This window comes from Microbacterium mangrovi (assembly GCF_000802305.1).
Lineage (GTDB): Bacteria > Actinomycetota > Actinomycetes > Actinomycetales > Microbacteriaceae > Microbacterium > Microbacterium mangrovi.
This window is the reverse complement of record NZ_JTDK01000018.1, coordinates 80,019-96,721: the sequence shown is the minus strand read 5'-3', so window position 1 is coordinate 96,721 and position 16,703 is coordinate 80,019. Positions and strand designations below refer to the sequence as shown.

17 protein-coding genes are annotated in these 16,703 nt (G+C 68.4%); 11 read left to right on the top strand and 6 right to left on the bottom strand.

Translation table 11 applies throughout. The features are described 5' to 3' along the window. The first annotated feature begins 91 nt into the window (after nt 1-91). Nucleotides 92-682 (top strand): TetR/AcrR family transcriptional regulator, encoded by a 591-nt coding sequence (locus LK09_RS17770; protein WP_039402550.1) that lies wholly within the window; start codon nt 92-94, stop codon nt 680-682. A gap of 309 nt (nt 683-991) precedes the next feature. Here the strand turns inward: LK09_RS17770 and LK09_RS17765 are convergent, their stop codons facing one another. Continuing rightward, a complete protein-coding gene (locus LK09_RS17765; protein ID WP_039402547.1) occupies nt 992-1,237 on the bottom strand; it encodes a hypothetical protein in 246 nt (81 codons plus the stop codon). Between the two features lie 371 nt (nt 1,238-1,608). Here LK09_RS17765 and LK09_RS17760 point away from each other — a divergent pair, with 371 nt between their 5' ends. From LK09_RS17760 to LK09_RS20950, 7 genes are all read left to right on the top strand, one after another. Further along, on the top strand, nt 1,609-1,899 hold the full coding sequence (locus LK09_RS17760; RefSeq protein WP_039402545.1) for a hypothetical protein: 291 nt from the start codon (nt 1,609-1,611) through the stop codon (nt 1,897-1,899). After that, complete coding sequence (locus LK09_RS17755) at nt 1,896-3,173, top strand: putative T7SS-secreted protein (RefSeq protein WP_039402543.1); 1,278 nt, start codon at nt 1,896-1,898, stop codon at nt 3,171-3,173. The genes LK09_RS17760 and LK09_RS17755 overlap by 4 nt, the downstream gene beginning before the upstream one ends. 224 nt (nt 3,174-3,397) lie before the next feature. Then, nucleotides 3,398-4,120: a hypothetical protein gene (locus LK09_RS20955; RefSeq protein WP_052226960.1), complete on the top strand. Its 723-nt coding sequence runs from the start codon at nt 3,398-3,400 to the stop codon at nt 4,118-4,120. Between the two features lie 151 nt (nt 4,121-4,271). After that, the gene (locus tag LK09_RS17745) at nt 4,272-4,505 is read left to right on the top strand and encodes a hypothetical protein (RefSeq protein ID WP_039402542.1); all 234 of its coding nucleotides are present in this window, start codon (nt 4,272-4,274) and stop codon (nt 4,503-4,505) included. After that, a complete protein-coding gene (locus LK09_RS17740) occupies nt 4,502-5,221 on the top strand; it encodes a hypothetical protein (RefSeq protein WP_039402540.1) in 720 nt (239 codons plus the stop codon). The genes LK09_RS17745 and LK09_RS17740 overlap by 4 nt, the downstream gene beginning before the upstream one ends. Next, a complete protein-coding gene (locus LK09_RS17735; protein ID WP_039402538.1) occupies nt 5,218-5,502 on the top strand; it encodes a WXG100 family type VII secretion target in 285 nt (94 codons plus the stop codon). Before LK09_RS17740 ends, LK09_RS17735 begins: the two co-directional genes overlap by 4 nt. 2 nt (nt 5,503-5,504) lie before the next feature. Further along, nucleotides 5,505-6,476, top strand: a complete 972-nt coding sequence (locus LK09_RS20950; protein ID WP_052226959.1) for a hypothetical protein — start codon at nt 5,505-5,507, stop codon at nt 6,474-6,476. A 42-nt stretch (nt 6,477-6,518) separates the two neighbouring features. On the opposite strand, the gene LK09_RS17725 is transcribed toward LK09_RS20950, so the two are convergent. From LK09_RS17725 to LK09_RS17710, 4 genes are read right to left on the bottom strand one after another with little or no spacing between them, the layout of a single operon-like run. Continuing rightward, nucleotides 6,519-7,475 carry a glycoside hydrolase family 43 protein gene (locus LK09_RS17725; RefSeq protein ID WP_052226958.1) on the bottom strand — a complete coding sequence of 319 codons (957 nt, stop codon included), beginning with the start codon at nt 7,473-7,475 and terminating at the stop codon, nt 6,519-6,521. Further along, the gene (locus tag LK09_RS17720) at nt 7,475-8,338 is read right to left on the bottom strand and encodes a carbohydrate ABC transporter permease (protein ID WP_039402536.1); all 864 of its coding nucleotides are present in this window, start codon (nt 8,336-8,338) and stop codon (nt 7,475-7,477) included. Before LK09_RS17720 ends, LK09_RS17725 begins: the two co-directional genes overlap by 1 nt. Further along, on the bottom strand, nt 8,335-9,312 hold the full coding sequence (locus LK09_RS17715) for a carbohydrate ABC transporter permease (protein ID WP_039402535.1): 978 nt from the start codon (nt 9,310-9,312) through the stop codon (nt 8,335-8,337). Before LK09_RS17715 ends, LK09_RS17720 begins: the two co-directional genes overlap by 4 nt. Continuing rightward, a complete protein-coding gene (locus tag LK09_RS17710) occupies nt 9,302-10,609 on the bottom strand; it encodes an ABC transporter substrate-binding protein (protein WP_039402533.1) in 1,308 nt (435 codons plus the stop codon). The genes LK09_RS17715 and LK09_RS17710 overlap by 11 nt, the downstream gene beginning before the upstream one ends. 157 nt (nt 10,610-10,766) lie before the next feature. Between LK09_RS17710 and LK09_RS17705 the strand changes: the two genes are divergently transcribed. From LK09_RS17705 to LK09_RS17695, 3 genes are all read left to right on the top strand, one after another. Beyond that, the gene (locus tag LK09_RS17705; protein ID WP_082008366.1) at nt 10,767-11,771 is read left to right on the top strand and encodes a LacI family DNA-binding transcriptional regulator; all 1,005 of its coding nucleotides are present in this window, start codon (nt 10,767-10,769) and stop codon (nt 11,769-11,771) included. A gap of 76 nt (nt 11,772-11,847) precedes the next feature. Beyond that, nucleotides 11,848-13,647 (top strand): glycoside hydrolase family 2 protein, encoded by a 1,800-nt coding sequence (locus tag LK09_RS17700; protein ID WP_039402669.1) that lies wholly within the window; start codon nt 11,848-11,850, stop codon nt 13,645-13,647. 93 nt (nt 13,648-13,740) lie between these two features. Next, complete coding sequence (locus LK09_RS17695) at nt 13,741-14,691, top strand: cytochrome c oxidase assembly protein (protein ID WP_039402531.1); 951 nt, start codon at nt 13,741-13,743, stop codon at nt 14,689-14,691. Between the two features lie 6 nt (nt 14,692-14,697). Here the strand turns inward: LK09_RS17695 and LK09_RS17690 are convergent, their stop codons facing one another. After that, nucleotides 14,698-16,470 carry a glycosyltransferase gene (locus LK09_RS17690; protein ID WP_197061099.1) on the bottom strand — a complete coding sequence of 591 codons (1,773 nt, stop codon included), beginning with the start codon at nt 16,468-16,470 and terminating at the stop codon, nt 14,698-14,700. Nucleotides 16,471-16,703 lie beyond the last annotated feature (233 nt).

Below are 16,703 nucleotides of genomic sequence, written 5' to 3'. Positions count from 1 at the left end.
CCTGTTCTGCGGGCGACGGCCTTGTCGCCCCAGTCCACGAGCATAAGGCTTATTGACGGCGTGTCAATAACGGCTGGATTAGGCTTCCCTCATGTCCGCGCCTCGTCGTCGGCGGCTCACGCCCGATGAGCGCCGCGCCCAGTTGGTCGCACTCGGCGTGAACTTCCTCGCGGATCATCCGCTCGACGAGCTCACGATGGAGGAGCTCTCGGCACAGGCGGGCGTCTCGCGGGCGCTCGTCTTCCATTACTTCGGCTCGCGGCAGGGGCTGCACCGCGACGTCGTCGGGGCCGCGCGCGACAGCCTGCTCGTCGCGAGCGAGCCGCGCCCCGAGCTGCCACCGGTCGAGCGCATCCGCGACACCCTGACCCGCATCGTGGAGTTCGTCCGCGACCACCGCGGCACGTTCTATTCGCTCGTGCGCGGCGTCGCCAGCGGGGATGCCGCGGTGCGCACCGTCCTCGAGGAGTCCCGCGCCGCGAACGCGCAGCGCATCATCGACGTCTACCTCGAACTCGGGATCCCCGACACCGAGCTGCTGCGGATCGGCTTGCGCGCCTGGGTCGGGTTCACCGAGGAGGTGCTCGTCGAACTCGTCGTCGACGGCGACCGCCCCGTCGAGGAAGTCGTCGCGTTCCTGGAGCAGTCCGCCGCGGGAGTGGTCGCCGCGGTTCCCCGCTGAGTCGCCCCGCGAAACGAGCGCCCTGAGCCTGTCGAAGGGCAACTCCCCCGCGAAACCGGCGCCCTGAGCCCGTCGAAGGGCAACTCCCCCGCGAACCCAGCGCCCTGAGCCTGGGGCCACGCGCCCGGAGGCTCCGCGCAGCGCGAAGCGATGCGTGGAGGGGGCGTGGGGAGCGAAGGGCAACTCCCCCGCGAACCCAGCGCCCTGAGCCTGGGGCCAAGCGCCCGGAGGCTCCGCGCAGCGCGAAGCGATGCGTGGAGGGGGCGTGGGGAGCGAAGGGCAACACCCCCGCGCCGCCTCGTGCGGACGTCAGGCGAGCAGCTGGATCGTCAGCCCGACGACGATGATGATGACCGCCGCGACGGCGATCACCGCCAGGAGGACACCGAGCCCGCGGATGGCTCTGCGCCCCTCGTAAGTCCTCGGCTTGAAGATCCGCGGCGACACCCTGTCGAGGCGCGGCGCCACGATGTCCAGATACGGCTCGCGTGTCGACGAGGGCTCGAACGGGATGCGCTCGTCCTCGTCTCGCGGACCGCCGTGTGGATCGACCATGCGACTCACATTACGCGCGCCGGCCGACTCGCGTGGGGATGACATTCCCGCCATTGATTTCTGTGCATTCACGCAAGGCGGTGCAACCTCCTTTATCGAGCGCCAATTCACCGTGATCCGCGGCAATCCCGAATTGATCGCGGAAAGGGACGGATGCGAAGCATGCACCGCTGCAATAGGGCCGAATGCATCTGTGCGGAGAGAGGTCACGGTCGCTGTTTCGAGCCTGTTAGAACGGATGAGTCGGAGTTCGCAGAAAGACGCGCCGACGTGAATTCCGAATGACGCGATCGGACAGGCGATGACCACTCCTTCGGCCACCCGGCCCGCTGGCATCCGGCCCTGTTCGGGCGATCGGTTCGGGGTCTTCGTTGGATCCTGACTACGAGGTCGACACCGACGTCCTGCGCACCATGGCGCGCGACGCGCGAGCTGCCGCCAACCGGTTCGGCTCGATCCGGATCGCCTGCCCCTCCTCGGTCGGGGACCGTGGCGTTAGCGCGGCGGCGCACCGGTTCAGCACGGCGTGGTCGCAGGGATTGACCGATCGCGTGGATGACATCGACGACTTCGCCCGGAGGCTGGACACGACCGCGCGCCTCTTCGAGGAGGGACAGAACGCGGCCAAGGCCGAACTCGACGGCGAGATCTGGTCGTCATGACGTGGGAGCTCGGGCAGACCCGTGACCCTGTCGACCTCGTCCCCGGGTCGGTGTCGAGCATTCGGGCGGCGGCGGAGGAATGGAAGTCGCGCGCTCACGCCTCGGAGTCGGTCCGCGCCGATCTGTCGAAGTTGGACGACGACGGGTCGTGGAAGGGGCACGCCTACGACCGGTACCTGGCCCGCTATGACAGGCAGTTGCTGCACTGGCAGCACACCGGCGAGCATCTCACTGCGGGGGCGCACGCCCTGTACACCTACGCGGACGCGCTGGAGTGGGCTCAGCACGAAGCCGACCGGGCCATCACGATGTGGGACGAGGCCGAGGCGCTGGGCATAGCGGCGATGGCTGCGCACCAGGAGCAGGTGCGCCGCCTGAGGGCCGGGCAGGGGATGCGGAGCCTCACCCTGGACGTGCCCTTCCAGGACCCGTCCGGGACGGCGCACCAGGCCGCACGCGATGTGCTCTTCCACGCCCGGATGACGCTGGACGTGTTCGCCCGCGACTGCACGGCAGCTCTGGACGAGGCCGCCGCGGCCGCGAAGATGCCGTTGACGCAGACGGAGCGGCAGTCCGCCGTCCAGGCGACGGCGACGCGGCTGTTCGTCGACGTCGTGGTGCAGCCGTTCCAGTCGCTCATGGATTTCCTCTCCACCGCAGCGAGGACGCTCGGTCAGCATCCCGACATCCTCCTCGAACTGCTCGGCGGGGCCGCCCTCGTCGTGGGCGGCGCCGCGGTCACCGTCGGCGGGGGCGGTGTGTCGGTGACGGGCGCCGGTGCCCTCGCCGGCATCCCCGCCGCCGCCCAAGGCGCGGGCCTCGCCGCCGCCGGCGCCGGGATGATCGGTGACGCGACCGGCCGCTGGCTCAGCGAAGCCGAGCGGAACCACGGCATCGACCGCGGCGACGGCCGAGACGAACGCGGCCACTGGGCCAAAGGGCAGGAGAAGAAGCCGTGGGAGGACAAAGAGAAGGAAGGTCTGGAAAATGTCGCTCGGGCCCGCAAGGTTAAGGTGATCCGGAACAAGGTGCGAGCGAACTTCGATGGATCGCCTCAGGCGGGTGGTCGGTACTATGACGGGCTCTTCAAGAACCCGGATGGAACCTACACGGCGGTCGAGGTGAAGTCCGGTTCCGCGGTCGAGCGATACAGCTCATCGTCGAGCACGCAACGGGAGTTCGACGATGCTGTCAACGCGGGTACGCCCGCTCGTGCGACGCTGAACGGTGAGCGCATCAGTATCACGAAGGTCGTCAAGGAGTTACTGAAATGAGCACTCAGCATTCGCACGCGCAGAGGACACCGTACGGTTCGTACGGCTTTGTGACGGATGCTTTCTACCCGATCCCAGACGAGCTCCGTGTGCTGCTCAGCAACCTGGACGGACTGGAAGAGGCGACTTACAGGATCTGGCCGACACCGGACCCTTCGGCATCCGTCGTTCATCCAAACGCTGTTGTGGAGGTCTATCTCGAGGCGTTGGGTACCGCAGACGCCATGACGATCCGGGTGCGTCAGCCGGACCCGCACGGCACGCTCCGCCTGTACACGGTGGGGCGGCCCGGCGCCCACGCGGGGTCCCCGGTCACGATCCCCATCGGACCAGGGCAAGCCACCCTCGTGTCACCGAACGAGGTGTTCGGACTCGACGAAGCAGCGGCGATCTTCTACACCTACTACCTCACGAACGCGGTCGCCCAGCCCTACCAGCTGCGCGAGACGAATCCCGAAGATGTGTTTCGAGTTCCATTGCCCTGGTCGCATGCGGAGAGCTTCAACGGGGGTGAGTACCGGTACCTCACCGGCCGAGGGAAATCGATCCCGGAACACTTGTCGGAGATCCTGCATGAGGCCGACGGAAAGCGCCGGTACACGTACTCGATCTGGCGGATGACCAACCCGGACGACTTGCGTGACCACGACGGGTACTTCATCCAGGCCGGCGGCTCCGCCCGGCAACTGACCATCGAGTTCGCCGTCCCCGCCGCCGAGGGATCAGGACGCCTCTTCACACTCGGACACCGCGGCACCCCGGCCGGCGAACCCACCGTCCTGATCCCTATCAACTCGAAGCGTGCCGTGCGCGTGTTCTCCAACGAGGTGTTCACCGCCGACGAGGCCGCCGCCATCTTCGACACCTACTACCGCACCGGCGAGATCCCCGACACCTACACGCGCCGCGAACTCGACCTGTCCACCGAGCTGTCGGAGCCACGATGACTTCCCGACCAGGCGCCCTGAGCCTGTCGAAGGGCAACCCCCGGGTCATGGGCTTCGACAAGCTCAGCCCGCAAGAACAGGCGTCAACGCGGCCCTCCCGGCACCGTGGTCGAATTCCTCGAACAGACGGATGGTGAGTTAAGGAGACCCCATGACGATTCACGGAACACACGCGGAGAGCTTCGACGGAAGCCTGACCGGCTACATTACGGACAGGATCGCGCCGATTCCTGACCAACTGCGCCGAGTGTTGAGCCTGCGAGACGGCATCCACCGATTCACGTACACGATGTCGCGAGTGACGAATCCGGAGAGCAGCGTGGTGCGCGCGAGGGACCGGAACGAGCTGTTCATCGAAGCGTCCGGTCAGCTGAGGCGCTGGTGATCACGGTGACGCTGCGCGGACCCGACGGCGCGGTCCACCCATATGTCGTGGGTCGTTCCGGTGCGAATGACGGTGGCCGCATCGAGGTTCGCGTCGGAGACACGGCCGCCGTGCGGGTCTTCTCGAACGAGGTCTTCACCGCCGACGAGGCAGCGGCGATCTTCTACACCTACTACCTCACCGATCAGATCGCCCAGCCCTACCAGCTACGGGCGAGCGAACCCGCGGACACCGTCCGAGTCCCCCCGCTGTGGTCGCATGCGGAGAGCTACAACGGCGGCGAGTACAAGTACCTCACCGGTCGAGGGAAACCGATCGCCGAGCATCTGTCGGAGATCCTGCACCAGGCCGACGGGAAACGCCGGTACACGTACTCGATCTGGCGGATGACCAACCCGGACGACCTGCGCGACCACGACGGGTACTTCATCCAGGCAGGCGGCTCCGCCCAGCAGATGACCATCGAGTTCGCGATCCCCGCCGCCGACGGATCAGGACGCCTGTTCACACTCGGACATCGCGACAGCCCGGACAGCGGCCCCACCGTCCTGATCCCCATCAACTCCAAACGTGCCGTGCGCGTGTTCTCCAACGAGGAGTTCACCGCCGACGAGGCCGCCGCCATCTTCGACACCTACTACCGCACCGGCGAGATCCCCGACACCTACAGCCGCCGCGAACTCGACCTCTCCATCGAACTCTCCGAGCCGCGATGAGGATCCGGATCAGTCATGCCTCGGTCGCCGAGCTCGTCAGCATCCTCGCCCTGACTGTGCGGAATCTCGAAGACCAGCTCGCCACCCTCGATGACGAAGCCTCTCGGCTTCGCGACGGCTGGGACGGCGCAGCCCGCACCGCCTACGACCACGCCCACCGGCAATGGACCACCGCACTGACCCGGATGAAGGACGCCCTCGCCGACGCCACCCGACGACTGAACACCGCCAACCAGATCTCCCTGGAAACCTCCGCCCGAGCCGCGAACGTCTGGATGTAATCATGCGGATTCACGGAACGCACGCCGAGACCTTCGACCGAACCATGACCGGGTACGTCACGGACACCTTCCACCCGATTCCGGATCACTTCGGGGTGGTGCTGGGGGGACTGAACGGGCGGGACGACTTCACGTACACGATGTGGCGAGTGACGAATCCGGAGAGCAGCGCGGTGCGTGCGAGGGACCGGAGCGAGCTGTTCATCGAGGCGTCCGGGTCAGCCGGGGCGCTGGTGATCACGGTGACGCTGCGCTGCGCTGACGGCGCGGTCCGCCTGCATGTCGTGGGTCAGCCCGGCACGAATGACGGTGGCCGCATCGAGGTTCGTGTCGGAGACACGGCCGCGGTGCGGGTGTTCTCCAACGAGGTCTTCACCGCCGACGAGGCAGCGGCGATCTTCTACACGTACTACCTCACCAACGCCGTCGCCCAGCCGTACCAGCTGCGTGGGAGCGACCCCGCGGACACCGTCCGGGTAGCGCCGCTGTGGTCGCATGCGGAGAGCTTCAACGGGGGTGAGTACGGTTACCTCACCGGTCGGGGGAAGCCGATCGCCGAGCACTTGTCGGAGATCCTGCACCAGGCCGACGGGAAACGCCGGTACACGTACTCCATCTGGCGGATGACCAACCCGGACGACCTGCGCGACCACGACGGCTACTTCATCCAGGCCGGCGGCTCCGAGGACCAGATGACCATCGAATTCGCCGTCCCCGCCGCCGACGGATCAGGACGCCTGTTCACACTCGGACATCGCGACAGCCCGGACAGCGGCCCCACCGTCCTGATCCCCATCAACTCCAAACGTGCCGTGCGCGTGTTCTCCAACGAGGTGTTCACGGCCGACGAAGCCGCCGCCATCTTCGACACCTACTACCGGACCGGCGAGGTCCCCGATGCGTACTCGCGCCGGGAACTCGACCTCTCCACCGAACTCTCCGAGCCCCGCGGACTACCCGACCAGGCGCCCTGAGCCTGTCGAAGGGCAACCCCCCGGTCATGGGCTTCGACAAGCTCAGCCCGCACGAACCTGCTTCGCGCCCCACGTGATCCGGGCGGTGTTCATCCCGCGGTAGATGTACTGCTCGTCCCACGAGTGGAACACCAGGGTGTCGCCCACCACGTCCTGTCCGCCGGGGCCGCGATAGCGCCCGTGGCTCAGCGCCGTCGACAGCACCGGCTGCGCCTGCTTGCGGTATGGCCCGAACAGGGAGTCGGCCCAGGCGACGCCGATCGCGTAGTGGTCGCCGGAGTAATCGTTCGCAGAATAGAAGAGGGCGTACCGGCCGCCGTGCTTCACCAGGGTCGGCGCCTCGACGAGGTTCCCCTCCCACGGCAGCGACCGGTCGATGAGCCGGTGCACCGGCCCGACCAGCGAGAGTCCGTCATCCGACAGCCGCGCGATCTCGATCCAGGTGTCGAGTCCGCAGCAGTTGCCGTCGGTCTTCCACAGCAGGTACCGCGAGCCGTCGCCGTCCACGAACGTGCTGGGATCGATCGCCCCTCCCTGGGCGAGCGGACACACCAGCGGCGCTCCCCCGGCCGGCGTGAACGCCCCGGTCGGCGAGGGGCTCGTCGCGACCCCGATGCACTGCTTGCCGGAGCCCGTGTGCTCGGCGGCGAAGTACATGACGGTACGTCCGCCGATCTCCGAGACGTCCGGCGCCCATGTGCGCCCGGTGGATGCCCAGGCCGGCAGTTTCGGCAGCGGGTCCTCCCCCGACACCGTCCACGACGTCAGGTCCGGGCTCGTTGCACTCTGCAGGTTCACCCCGTACGTCCCGGTCGCGTACGCGACGTACTCGACATCCGTCCTCAGCACGTCAGGATCCGGGAAGTCCGCGTCGATCACGAAGGATGCCGCGGAGCCACCCGACGGCGAAGCACCGACCCCCGGCCGAGAGCCCGCGCATCCGCCCAGCAGCACGACCACGCACGCCAGCACCGCGACGGCGCCGACCCGCCGACGCATCATCCCTTCACGGCGGCGCCGGCCACCGAGTCGACGATCTGCCGCTGCGCGAATCCGAAGATCACCAGCACCGGCACCGAGGCGATCACCGCGCCGGCCATCACGATCGCGAAGTGGGTGCGGTACGCGCCCTGCAGCATCGCAAGTCCCGGCTGCAGCGTCATGTTCTCGGGCGAGAGCAGCACGTACACCGGCCACAGGAAGTCGTTCCAGTTGTTCAGGAACGACAGCACCGCGAGGGTCGCGAGCGCGGGCCGGGCCAGCGGCAGCACCACCTGCAGGAAGATGCGGAAGTCACCGGCGCCGTCGATGCGCGCCGCCTCCTCGATCTCCACCGGCAGTCCCACGAAGAACTGCCGCAGGAAGAAGATGCCGAACGCGCCCGCGGCGCCCGGAACGGTGATCGCCAGGAGGGTGTCGAGCCATCCCAGATTCTGCACGATCAGGTAGTTCGGGATCAGGAACACCACCGGCGGCACGAGCAGCGTCGAGATGATCACGCCGAAGATGATCTTCTTGCCGGCGAAGTCCATCCGGGCCAGCGCGTACGCGCCCATGGATGCCGTGACGAGGATCAGGATCGTCTGGATCGTCGCCGCCGCGAAGCTGTTCCACAGCCACAGGAAGATCGGCTGCTGCCCGCTGGCGAGCGTCGTGTACGCGTCGATGCTGACCGGGTGCGGCAGCGAGTACGGGTTGCGGACGGCATCCGCATCCGTCTTGAACGATGTCATCACGGTCCACAGCAGGGGAAGCAGGATGACGAGCGCCAGCACGATCAGCACGGCGTAGAGCACGGCGGTCGAGGTGACGCGGCGGCGCGACGGCCGGCGGTGGGCGGTGGAGGGGGCGAGGGTGGTCATGTCAGGGCCTTGTCTGCTCGCTCCCGCTGCAGGCGGAAGTTGATCACGCTGACGATCGCCAGGAAGGCGAACAGGATGTAGCTCATGGCGGATGCCGGAGCCATGTTGTTCTGCGACAGACCTTGATCGGCGATGTACATGATCGCGGTGCGGGTCGCGTTGCCGGGGCCGCCGCGGGTGAGGATGAAGGACTGCCCGAACATGTTCGCCGACGCCAGGATCGTCGTCGTCGTGATGAACAGCATCACCGAGCGCAGCCCGGGGATGGTTACGTTCCAGAACGAGCGCACGACCCCGGCGCCGTCGAGCGAGGCCGCCTCGTAGAGGTCGCCGTTGATGCCCTTGAGTCCGGCGAGGAAGATCACGGTGTTCAGGCCCATCGTCCACCACACCGTGACGCCGACCAGGGAGATCCAGACCCAGGGCACGTTCACGAGCCACGGGATGTCGCCCGGCAGCCCGATCGCGGCGAGGACGTGGTTCAGGATGCCGGACTGCGTGTCGAGGATGTACCCCCAGATCACGCCGACCACGGCGACGCCGAGCACGTACGGGGCGAAGAACACGGTGCGGAAGGCGGTGGCCGCCCGGATCCGCTGGTTGAGCAGGATCGCGATCAGCAGCGGCACGACCACGAGGAAGGGGACGCTGGCGATCACGAAGATGCCGGTGGCGCCCATCGACTGCCAGAAGTCGCCCGACGTCGCCGATCCGGGCGTGAACAGCGCGATGTAGTTCTGCAGCCCGACGAAGTGCTGGACGTCTCGGAACGGGCTCCAGTCGGTCACGCTGATCCACAGGCCGAAGACCGCCGGAGCGACCACGAATGTCAGGAACAGGACCAGGAACGGCGCCAGGAAGACGTAGGCCATGAGCGTCCGTCGGCGGGTGGCCGCCGACCGACGCCGGGTGCGCCCCCCGGCCCCGGAGGGCTGGGGGGCGACCGCGGTGCCGACGGCGGTGTCAACCGCCATACTTGGCCTGGTTCTGCGTGAGGATCTGGTCGGCCTGCGAGGCCGCGTCGTCCAGAGCCTGCTTCGGCGACTTCTTGCCGGTGAGAGCCTCGTTGATCGCCGTGGTGATGAGCGCGTTCGCCTCGTTGATGCCGGGCGAGACCGTCTCGTAGTGGGCGTACGGCAGCTCGTCGATGAACGGCTTCAGGTTCGGGTACTTCTGCACCATCGACGGCGCGTTGCGCACCGTGTTGTCGGCGGGCAGCTCACCGGTCGAGGCCCAGTCGGCCGAGTTGTCGTTCATCCACTTGACGAACGTGGCCGCCGCGGCGGTCTTGTTCTTGTCCTGCCCCTTGTTGGCGGGGAACACCCAGTGCGTCGAGCTCGACCAGACCGCCTTCTGCGAACCGATCTGCGGCACCGGCGCGGCCTCCCAGTTCAGGCCCTTGAACGCGTCGTTGGTGGTCTGCCAGACGCCGTTCCAGTTGTAGGCGGTCTGGCCGGCCAGCAGCGCCTTGATGTTGCCGTCCTGCGCGACGTTCTTGGGGCTGTAGCCCTTCGAGATGAGGTCGTTCATCCAGGTGAGCGCCTTCACGCCGGCATCCGAATTGAACGTGGCCTTGCTGACGTCCTTGTTGTAGAGGTCGCCGCCGAACTGCCAGACGAGGCTCTCGAACTCGAACGTACCCGTGAACACGTAGCCGTCGACCCACTCGCCCTGAACGCCGGCGCCCTTGAGCTTGTTCAGCGCCGCCGCGTACGAGGTCTGGTCGGTGGGCACCTGGGAGACGCCGCCCTTGGATGCCACGTCCTTGTTGACGAACAGTCCGAGCGGGGTGACGCTCCACGGCACCGCGTACTGGGCGCCCTTGTAGTTGCCCTTGTCGTAGACGCCGGGCGGGAAGCCGTCGGCGGTGTAGCCGAGCGACTTGACGATCGTGTCGGCCTTCAGCAGCAGGTGCTGCGCGGCGTAGGTGGCGAGGTCGTCACCGTGCAGCACGGCGACGTCCGGTCCCTTGCCGGCCTTGATGGCCAGCGGCATCTTCGCGCCGATGTCGGCCCACTGCTGCGGGACGTCCTTGACGACGATGTTCTTGTGCTCGGAGTTGAACTTCTGGATCATCTTGGGAACGAGCACCGGCGCGGCACCGCCCGTCCAGCCGTTCCAGAAGGTGATCTCGACCTTGGGGCCGGTGTACTTGCCGCCGCTGCCGACGTCGCCGCCGCCGCTCGAACCGGATCCGGCGCAGCCGGCCAGCCCGAGGCCGACCACGACGGCGAGCCCGAGCCCGAGCCCCCGTGCCAGTGCCTTCTTCATGCGTTGCTCTCCTTTGAGGTGTGGGAGTCGTCGGCTGTGTTCGACAACGATCCCAGAATTTACAGCGCTGGAATTTTTGTGTCAAGGGGGTGGCGCCGGCGGATCGAACGGGGTATTACTGTCATGGCATGGGTGTGACGGCGGGCGGGCGGATCAGATGAGCGGTGTACGCCTGCAGGATGTCGCCGAGCACGCCGGCGTCTCGATGAAGACCGTCTCCAACGTCGTCCGGGACTACCCGCACGTCTCGGCCCGCACCCGCGAGCGCGTGCAGCGCGCCATCGATGAGCTGGGCTACCGGCCGAACATGATGGGGCGGCGCCTCGCCACCGGCAAGACCGGCCTCCTCACCCTGGCGTTCGCCGATGTCGGCATCCCCTACTTCGCCGAACTCGCCCGCGTGGTCTCGCGTGCCGCCGAGGCGCGCGGTTATCGCGTGCTGCTCGAGGAGACGGATGCCACCCTCGACGGCGAGCGCGGCATCCTCGCCAGTTCTGAGGCGGGCCTCGTCGACGGGATGCTGTTCCAGCCCAGCGTGATGAGCTCGACGGAGATCGCGCGCCACCGCTCCGACCTGCCGATCGTGCTGCTCGGCGAGACCGCGGCCCCGTTGACGGTGGACCGCGTCATGATCGACAACGTGGCGGCCGCGGCCGAAGTCACCCGCCATCTGATCGCCGCAGGGCGCCGCCGCATCGGCTTCGTCGGGCACGAGGAGCCCGCGCTGTCCGAGACGTCGCGCCAGCGCATCATGGGCTATCAGTCCGCACTCGAAGAGGCGGGGCTCCAGCCGGATGCCGGGCTGCTGTTCCCCTCGGCCTCCATCTCGGCGGCCGACGCGGCCGCCGCCGTCGGGGCGGCCCTGGACCGCGGCGCGTCGTTCGACGCGCTCGTGTGCCGCGACGACCTCGCGGCGATCGGCGCCCTCCGGGCCCTGCACGAGCGCGGGCTGCGGATCCCCGAAGACGTCGCCGTCACCGGGTGGGACGACATCCGCCTCGCCGGAATGATGTTCCCGAGCCTCACGTCCGTCGCGCCCGATCTGGATGCCCTGGCTTCGCAGGCGCTCGACATGCTGTTCGAGCGGATGGCGGGATTCGACGGGATGGGCCGCCACCGCATCGCCCCGCATGGCCTCGTCCTTCGCGAGAGCGCCCCGTAGAGATAGCGCCCGTAGGGAGAGCGCCCCGGAGGGATCCGGATTTACAGCGCTGGAATTTTGGTGCATGCTTGTCGTCATGATCGACGACGACGTGTGCCTCCCGCTGCCGACGGCGAGCCGGCAGGACGGCATCCACCCCCGGCCCCAGCTGCTGCGCTCGGCGTGGGCGGACCTGACCGGGCCGTGGGAGTTCGCGTTCGACGACGGTGACGTCGGCATCGCGGACGGCTGGGCGCGCGGGCGCGGCTTCGGCGGCACGATCATCGTCCCCTTCCCGCCCGAGTCGTCGGCCTCCGGCGTCGGCGACACCACCCACCACCGCGTCGCGTGGTACGCCCGCACGTTCGGCGAGCGCGAGCTCCGCGAATCCGGGCACGCCGCGGGCAGACGTCTGATGCTCCGGTTCGGCGCCGTCGACTACCGGTGCCGGGTGTGGGTCGACGGGTCGCTGGTCGGCTCGCACGAAGGCGGGCACACCCCGTTCTCCGTGGACCTCACCGACGCGCTCGGCGACGGCGACGAGCACCGCATCGTGGTGCGCACCGAGGACGATCCGGCCGACGTCGCGCAGCCGCGCGGCAAGCAGGACTGGCGGGAGCTCCCGCACGTCATCTGGTACCACCGCACGAGCGGCATCTGGCAGCCGGTGTGGCTCGAGTCCGTGCCGGCGGTGAGCATCGAGACGGTCCACTGGACGACCGACCCGGTGAGCGCCTCGGTGCACGCCCGGATCGCACTCTCACGCACGCCGGATGCCCCGGTGGAGGCCACCGTGCGTCTCGAGTTCGAGGGGCAGCCGCTCGGCAGCGTCACGACGTCCGTGTCCACCGCTGAGATCGACGTCACGCTGTGCGTGCGCGATCTGCTCAACGGGCAGGCGTACGAGGAGTTCCTCTGGTCGCCCGAGCATCCGCGGCTCATCGACGCCGTCGTCGAGGTCGCCGACGACCGCGTCGGTTCGTATCTCGGCATCCGCACCGCCACGGTCGATCGCGGGCGCTTCCTGCTCAACGATCGTCCGTACTTCGTGCGCTCGGTGCTCAGCCAGGGGTACTGGCCGGAGTCGCACCTCGCGGCGCCCTCGCACGAGGCGCTGCGCACCGAGGTGCAGCTCATCAAGGACCTCGGCTTCAACGCGGCCCGCATCCACCAGAAGTTCGAGGACCCGCGCTTCCTGTACTGGGCCGATCGCCTCGGGCTGCTCGTGTGGGGCGAGGCGCCGGCGAGCTTCACGTTCTCACCGACGTCGGTCGAGCGCACCACCCGCGAGTGGCTCGAGATCGTGCGGCGCGACTTCTCGCACCCGTCCGTGGTGACCTGGGTGCCGCTCAACGAGAGCTGGGGCGTGCAGCACATCGCCCACGACAGCCGGATGCGGGAGTTCGCACGGTCGCTGGTCGCGCTGACCAAGGCGCTCGACCCGACCCGGCCGGTGGTCTCCAACGACGGCTGGGAGCAGGTCGACACCGACATCGTCGCCATCCACGACTACGAGGCCGACCCCCGCGTGCTCGGCCCCCGCTATGCGGATCGCGCCGCCATCGACACGATGATCGACGGCATCGGCCCGGCCGGGCGGCGCCTCATCCTCGACGGCGACGTGACCGACGCCCCGGTGATGCTCACCGAGTTCGGCGGAGTGTCATTCGAGGTGGATGCCGTTGCCGGCGCCTGGGGCTACTCGGCCGCCACGACCGGCGACGACTTCCGGGAGCGCCTCGCCGGGCTCCTCGCTGCGGTGCACGCCAGCACCGCCCTCGCGGGCTTCTGCTACACGCAGCTCACCGACACCCTGCAGGAGACCAACGGGCTGCTGCGCGCGGACCGCGAGCCGAAGATCCCGATGGAGCAGCTGCGGGAGATCATCCTCGGCTGATCCCGTCCGGGCGTCTTCCCAGGCTGCTCGTTATCCTGGAAGGGCCATGAGCATCACGCCGCTTCACCGGGAGGATCCGGTCGGGAGCGAGCGTTGAAGACGTTCGACGGCGTCTGGCTGCCTCAAGGCCCGCCCACCCTGCCGGACCTGCTCACCCTCGCACCCGGGCTTTTCCCTTTGCTGCCGCTCGTCGCATCGGTGCTCGCCGCCGCGTACGCGGCGGGGGCGACGCGGCTCTGGATGCAGCGACGACGCTGGCCGGTCTGGCGGAGCGCCTGCTTCCTGCTCGGATGCCTCGCCCTGGCCGCGACCACCGGGCTCGGCCTGGAGTCGTACGGGTACGCCCTGCTGTCCGTGTTCATGTTCCAGCAGCTCACGCTGATGATGCTCATCCCTCCGCTGCTCGTGCTCGGGTCGCCCGGCACCTTGCTGCTGCGCGCCACCCCGCACCGAGGTCTCGGCAGGGCGGTTCTGCGTGCCGCGCACGGGGGCCTGCGCAGCCGGGCCGCCCGATGGGTGCTGAGCCCGTGGTTCGCGCTGCCGCTCTCGCTCGCCGCGTACTACGGGCTCTACCTCGCGGGTCTCGCCGACAGGATCCTCACCACGACGGCCGGGCACATCGCCCTCGAGGTCGCGTTCCTCACCGCGGGCATCCTGTTCACGATTCCCGTCCTGACCTCGGATCCGGTGCCGGTTCGGCTCACGCATGCCGGGCGCGCGGTCGACATCTTCGCGGAGGCCGCTCTGCACGTCTTCTTCGGCGTGCTCCTGATGATGGCCACCACCGTGCTCGTCGACGCGTTCTCGGCGCCGACGATCGCGCTCGGCCTCGACCCGATCGCAGACCAGCGGCTCGCCGGCGGCCTCGCCTGGTCGTACGGGGAAGCGCCGACGTTGCTCGTTCTCCTGTACGTCATGCACCGCTGGTTCCGCGACGACACGGCGCGGGCGGCGGCGGCGGGCCGGTACGCGGATGCTCACGGCGATCCCGAACTGGATGCCTACAACGCGTACCTGACGCGACTGGGTCAGACCGACACCTGACCGCGCTCAGCTGAGCCCGTGCGGGGTCTTCTCCCAGTGGAACGGAGAGGAGTAGACCTGCCACAGCGCCCGGTACGCGGCGATGGAGTGCATCAGCCAGTACAAGGGCGAGAGCAGGGCGAACAGAGCGACTTTCGCGTCGTATCGGCGCCACGCGCTGATCATGCTCACCACGGTCATCAGCACCTGCGAGCCGATCGCCACCGAGATCGCCGTGACGGTGAACCAGTCCGGCAGCCCGACCGCGGCGCCCACCGGGGGGATGAGGAGCACGGCAGAAACCAGCAGCAGCACGGGATACGCGAGGAACGCGAACGGCGTTCCGGCCATCAGTAACACGAGCGAGGGCAGCGCGCGCAGGCCGTTGCGGCGCAGCCACGCGATCGGCCGCCGGGTGTTCACTGCGGACGTCATCATGTAGCCCTTGATCCAGCGGGTGCGCTGCTTGATCCAGGCGCGCACCTGCGAACACGCTTCCTCCCACGTCGCGGACGGCAGGATGTCGACCTGGTAGCCGCGCGACGCGATGCGCAGTCCGAGGTCGGCATCCTCGGTGACGTTGTAGGCATCCCACCCGCCGATCTCGCGGAGCAGCTCGGTGCGGAAGTGGTTCGACGTGCCGCCGAGCGGGATCGGCAGGCCCATGCGCTGCAGTCCCGGCAGCATCGCGTCGAACCAGAACGAGTACTCGACAGCGAACAGGCGCGTCAGGGCGTTGTGACGGGCGTTGAAGTAGTGCAGGCGGCACTGGAGCGCGCCGATCTCGCGTTCGGCAGGCCGGCGTGGCCGCTCGAACGCGGCGACGGCTGCGCGCAGCTGCCCCCTCTCGGGGCGGTCTTCGGCGTCGAAGATGACCACGTACTTTCCGCGTGCGAAGCGGAGTCCGTAATTGCAGGCACGTGGCTTGGTCTGCGGTGATCCGCCGGGGACGACGAGCACCCGCACGCAGTCGGGGATCTCCCCGTCGCGCACGGCCTGCTGCGTCTCGTGGTCGTCCTCCTCCATGAGCAGGAGCACGTCGAGCTTGCTGCGCGGGTAGTCGAGGTGCTCGATGTTGCGAAGCAGCGTATGCACGATGTTCGCCTCGCGGTAGACGGGCACGAGCACCGTGTACATCGGGAGGGCGTCGGCGTCGGCATCCGTCATCGAGTCGGATGCCGCGTTCGGCTCGGTACCGGACGCGCGGGCGCTGCCGATCGCCGCGGCCGCCGCCGAGACCTTCAGGGCGATCAGCCCGAAGAGCGCAGCGTTGACGGCGATGAGCAGCACCATCACGCCGATGCCGGGGCCGGCGAAGAACCCGGCAGCCATCACGCACACGACGATCAGCGGCAGGAGACGCTGCCAGACCCGCAGGCCGGAGCGGGCCGATTCGCCGGGGTACGCATCCGCGAAGCCGTCCGCCGCCTCGCCGGCGATGACCGGACCGAGGGCGCGCGTCACCGCCTCGTCGACGCCCTGGTCGGTCGAGACGACGCAGTCGGCGACGGGCTCGTCGAGGATGCGTTCCGCGCTGCGAACGAGAGCCGGCGACGGCTCGGCCGACACGGCGATCACGAGCCCCTCGTCGGTGCGCTGCCACGGCACCCACCCGCGACCGGCGATGTCGTCCGGTTCGAGCCCTTCGGCGAGCGAGGCGTCGGCGGGATGCCGGGCGAGATCGATGTACTCCCGCTCCCACTCCCGCGCCCTGGCGCGCTGCGCCCTGGCCTGCGGGTTCGCATTGCGCTCTCCGCGCCGCGTGGGTTGCGGTTGCGTGCGGTCGCCGTCCACAGCCATTCGTCCGATCTCGTGTGAGCCCCAATTCACCGGCGGACAAGCCGCGAGCGGCTCTGCATCCCGAGCGCAGTCCCGGCCCATCGGGATGCAGAGCCGCGACCACCACGTTGCCAGCGCGCACTCCGGCGAATCGGCGTTCGGCGGCGATTGAGTAGTCGATCTGCCCGAATTGAGTAGTGATCCGAAAAATCTGTGCAGGGCCATCGCCCAGCGTCTTCGGTCATGATCGGTGG

Coding starts and splice junctions, on each gene's coding strand:
- LK09_RS17770 (WP_039402550.1), top strand. CDS start 92: ATGTCCGCGCCTCGTCGTCGGCGGCTCACGCCCGATGAGCGCCGCGCC.
- LK09_RS17765 (WP_039402547.1), bottom strand. CDS start 1,237: ATGGTCGATCCACACGGCGGTCCGCGAGACGAGGACGAGCGCATCCCG.
- LK09_RS17755 (WP_039402543.1), top strand. CDS start 1,896: ATGACGTGGGAGCTCGGGCAGACCCGTGACCCTGTCGACCTCGTCCCC.
- LK09_RS20955 (WP_052226960.1), top strand. CDS start 3,398: ATGACGATCCGGGTGCGTCAGCCGGACCCGCACGGCACGCTCCGCCTG.
- LK09_RS17745 (WP_039402542.1), top strand. CDS start 4,272: ATGACGATTCACGGAACACACGCGGAGAGCTTCGACGGAAGCCTGACC.
- LK09_RS17735 (WP_039402538.1), top strand. CDS start 5,218: ATGAGGATCCGGATCAGTCATGCCTCGGTCGCCGAGCTCGTCAGCATC.
- LK09_RS20950 (WP_052226959.1), top strand. CDS start 5,505: ATGCGGATTCACGGAACGCACGCCGAGACCTTCGACCGAACCATGACC.
- LK09_RS17725 (WP_052226958.1), bottom strand. CDS start 7,475: ATGCGTCGGCGGGTCGGCGCCGTCGCGGTGCTGGCGTGCGTGGTCGTG.
- LK09_RS17720 (WP_039402536.1), bottom strand. CDS start 8,338: ATGACCACCCTCGCCCCCTCCACCGCCCACCGCCGGCCGTCGCGCCGC.
- LK09_RS17715 (WP_039402535.1), bottom strand. CDS start 9,312: ATGGCGGTTGACACCGCCGTCGGCACCGCGGTCGCCCCCCAGCCCTCC.
- LK09_RS17710 (WP_039402533.1), bottom strand. CDS start 10,609: ATGAAGAAGGCACTGGCACGGGGGCTCGGGCTCGGGCTCGCCGTCGTG.
- LK09_RS17705 (WP_082008366.1), top strand. CDS start 10,767: ATGAGCGGTGTACGCCTGCAGGATGTCGCCGAGCACGCCGGCGTCTCG.
- LK09_RS17700 (WP_039402669.1), top strand. CDS start 11,848: ATGATCGACGACGACGTGTGCCTCCCGCTGCCGACGGCGAGCCGGCAG.
- LK09_RS17690 (WP_197061099.1), bottom strand. CDS start 16,470: ATGGCTGTGGACGGCGACCGCACGCAACCGCAACCCACGCGGCGCGGA.